This window comes from Pseudomonas guariconensis, from assembly GCF_024127895.1.
Classification (GTDB): domain Bacteria; phylum Pseudomonadota; class Gammaproteobacteria; order Pseudomonadales; family Pseudomonadaceae; genus Aquipseudomonas; species Aquipseudomonas guariconensis_B.
The window spans coordinates 1-3,506 of record NZ_JAMYBK010000054.1 but is presented as its reverse complement, the minus strand read 5'-3'; the positions used below and the strand labels follow the sequence as shown (position 1 = coordinate 3,506).

General features: G+C 55.9%; 1 protein-coding gene and 1 pseudogene. Both read right to left on the bottom strand.

The features are described 5' to 3' along the window. Positions 1-138: 138 nt before the first annotated feature. The gene (locus NJF35_RS24440) at positions 139-3,276 is read right to left on the bottom strand and encodes a BPTD_3080 family restriction endonuclease (RefSeq protein WP_253091601.1); all 3,138 of its coding nucleotides are present in this window, start codon (positions 3,274-3,276) and stop codon (positions 139-141) included. After that, positions 3,276-3,506 (bottom strand): annotated as a pseudogene (locus NJF35_RS24435) (hypothetical protein); the annotation flags it as partial. The pseudogene NJF35_RS24435 and the gene NJF35_RS24440, both read right to left, overlap by 1 nt.

Sequence of the window (3,506 nt, the reverse complement as noted above, 5' to 3'; positions counted from 1 at the left end):
AAATCGGAAAAGCTCATCTGACTCATGGGCAAGACTTGCTGGGGGGCTGAACGGAGGGCTATTTCAGCACAGGTCGGGCGGCTTGTGCTGACTTGATCGGAGAATCCCTAGAGCTTCCGCCTCATTGGCTGTAACAAGTTAAGCCGCGTTCCCTTGAAGCTTGTCCAGGCTAAGTTGATTGAGTTCAACCCCCAGCTTGCTTGGATCCTGAACGACCATGTAATGCCAAAGGCCGTGCTCGCCACTGCGATTCACTGCATCAACCCAGCGCTGAGCGGCCTTGGCCTTGAGATCCGCGTCATCGTTGTACTGACCCTTCACCTCAATAATGACTTTCATCCCGATATCTAGCTCAGCAATGAAGTCAGGCACGTAGCTGTGCTTGATGTTCTGCTTGCGATAGCTGATGGCAAAGCCTAAACGGTCGTTCTTAACCCACTTCACGACGCCTGGGTGAATGTCGAGCAAAAAGCCTGCGCTCTGTTCCCACTTAGCCGTATCGGCCACCATCAAATTAAGATGGCACTTGGTGACTGCGCGCACAGGCTTGGTCGTATGAAAGTCCACGTACAGCGTGCTTCCGAGCCCGGCAGAACCCTGTGGAATGACCGGTAAGAACCCGTGCTTTTCCTCGGTACCACTCTGCAACGCGTTGTACAGGCTGCCGATTACTGACTGGGTATAGTTACCGCTGGCCAGTACATCACAAGCGCAAGAGTCGCCCTTCAGCACGAGTTTCTCTCGTAGGAACCGTGCACAGGCATTCAGCACCTTTGGAAACAAGGTTCCTATTGGGACGCTGTCGCCACGTTCGGTGCGCCACTGCTTACAGATTTCTTTAGCCAGAATGAAGGCGACTTGCTGATCGCGGAACAGCGCGCGCCATTCGGCCAGTGTCACGGAAGACTTCTTACCAGCGCCAAAAGCCGTCAGGTGTCCATCCGGCGCCACCATCTGCCCAACCTGAACGGTTGTCGGCAGTGTCATCGGGTCGATGGTGACCTGAGCTACCTGAGTCCAATCGACCACGACGTCGAACTGGTTGACCTCTTGGTAACCCATGACGATGGGGAAATCGATGCGGTACTGCTCGCGCTCTGGCATTGAGAAAATATGGTGCTGCTCCCGTTGTACAGGAGCAGGGCCAACAGACCGTGTTTTGAAGGGAACGAGCTCGAATGGAACACCAAATACCTTGGCCGTTTCCTCTGTGAAGAGCCCTGTCACTTCATCAACAACGTAGCTCGCACGTCGTAATGCCCGCCCTACGACCTGCTCGCAGAGCAGCTGTGAACCAAACGGACGTAATCCAACGATGTGGGTCACCGTGTTGGCATCCCAGCCCTCCGCCAGCATGGCTACGGATACGATGCAGCGAATGTCTCGACCAGGCGGAATGCGCTCGTCGATCCATTGCAAGCCTTGGGTATCGCCCTCTTCTTCATCGTCATCGCTGTTGAGCTTGTCATTGTGCTTGCGCACCAGCTCTGACCACTCTTCAGGCACTTTATCGCCCGGCCATTTGGCTTTACCGATAGTGTCGAGGATAAAACGCATACGCCTTACCTCATCGCTACCACTTCCTGCTTCCATCTCCTCGGCGATCTTGGAGTCGACTCGCACTGTGACCTCTCGGCCCGGTTCATTGCGGAACCATTCAGGTGCTTCGCCATAGCCTCCTTCGTTCTCGGCTAGCCAACCATGGACTTCCTTCGCCACCTTGGTATCACGGCAGACCACGATGAAAACGGGAGGAATGGGGTAACGTTGCTTCTCTTTATGGAGTAGCTCCCATTCTTGGAACTTCTTGTGCCAGTCAGTGGCAAGCAAGGTAATCGGTGTGCTGGCGTAGTTCATCACCAGCTGAGGAGTGAGCTTCTTGCCGTGACCGTCCTCTTCAGCTTTGGCCTCCACCCAGCGCCAGACGTTGAAATAGGCAGCCTCTTCAGTGCCACCCACGTCCGCCGTCGGCAGTTCCGGAATCTTCACCAGGCCGGACTCAATAGCGTCGAGCAAACCGAAGTCGGAAACGATCCAGGGGAAAGGCTTTCCGACCTCATTGCCAGATCCCTGGATATAGAACGGCGTGGCGGAGAGGTCGATGCAGAGGTTGATGCCGTTCTTACGGCCATTGGCCAGCTTGTTGATACGGTCGAGGCCTTCGATCCAGATGGTCGCTTCTTTGGCGTTTTTCTTGGCAGTGTCTTTGTCATCTTCGAGTGAGGCTTCACTCTCGTCATCAATGTTATCGCCACGACGATAGGCATGATGTGCTTCGTCATTGAACACCAACCAATGTGGGCTACGACCGCGACCTGTGCCCAACTCCTGGCGTATGCGCTTGAACCAGGCAGCGTCTGACTCAAAGTATTTAACTTCGACTTTGCCTTTGTCCTTACCCGACTGTTTGGTGATCTCAACCGCTTCACCAGTCTTCACCACCTTGGCCGAGTCACCATTGACGGTGTTGCTCTCCAGCTTGGCGAGTTTGTGCCAGTTAGCGATCATCACCTCGCCTCGGCGCAGCTCTTCCATTCGTTGTACGGGCACTAACTGGCGGGTGCGGTAGAGCGATAAGTCGCCCAGCAGCGGATCGAGTTCCTTTAGGCGTTCACGGATGGTGACGTTGGGGCAAACGATCAGCACCGTATCGGAGAAGCGATCATCGGTCGGTGCTGCCACTCGGTTGAGAATCGACCAGGCAGCCAGCATCCCCATCACAGTGGTCTTACCGGAGCCGGTTGCCATCTTGCTCGCGTAACGCGTGAAGGCGCGCAGACCTTTGGCTTTGCCCTCTGGGCCCGGTTCGTCCTTCGGAATCCCAAGGAGGCCCTTCTTGTAGATCTCAGCGGCCTCCACCAGAAAAATGATGGTTTCTGCGGCTTCAATCTGAGCAAAGAACAGGCGCTGACCTCGATCCTCAGACCGCCACAGCTCAATCAGCTCTTTGGTGACCCGAGAGGCACCGTCATAAGGGGTGCCCGTCAACTTACCCGCTCGCCACTCGTTAAGGCGCTGGCGGATCAGGTTGACCTGTCCTAGCTCTTCCTGGGAGCCAACATCAGTTTCACCGAGCAGTTCGGCCTGCCGCTTGTTCTTGCGACCAGTACCGGCACCTTCTGGCACCCGGTAAAAGTAGTAGGCCGGGCGGCGGCCTTCTGCTTTGACAGGCGACTTACCGACAGCCACTTGCCAATGGTGAGTCGGTTCCGCATAAGGTGAGTTGATAATGGGTTCCGGTACTTCGCTGACCGGTACGGCGGTACGTCCGGTCATTACTCTGCCTCCGCCACGTTCAGCACGCGCATCAGCTCGTTACCACGCTCATCGATCACTTTGATGGCGATCTGGCCTTTGCTGTCAGCAACAAAGGGCTCACTGGTGGTACCGGCCAGGTGAACCGCCCCGGCTTTTGTGGAGGCCGTTTCGTTTAAGTCAGGCCGCCATGGCCTGACCTGCTTGTTGCTGGTGGAAGTTTGCCTCAGCCTCCGCAGGCGGGATATAGC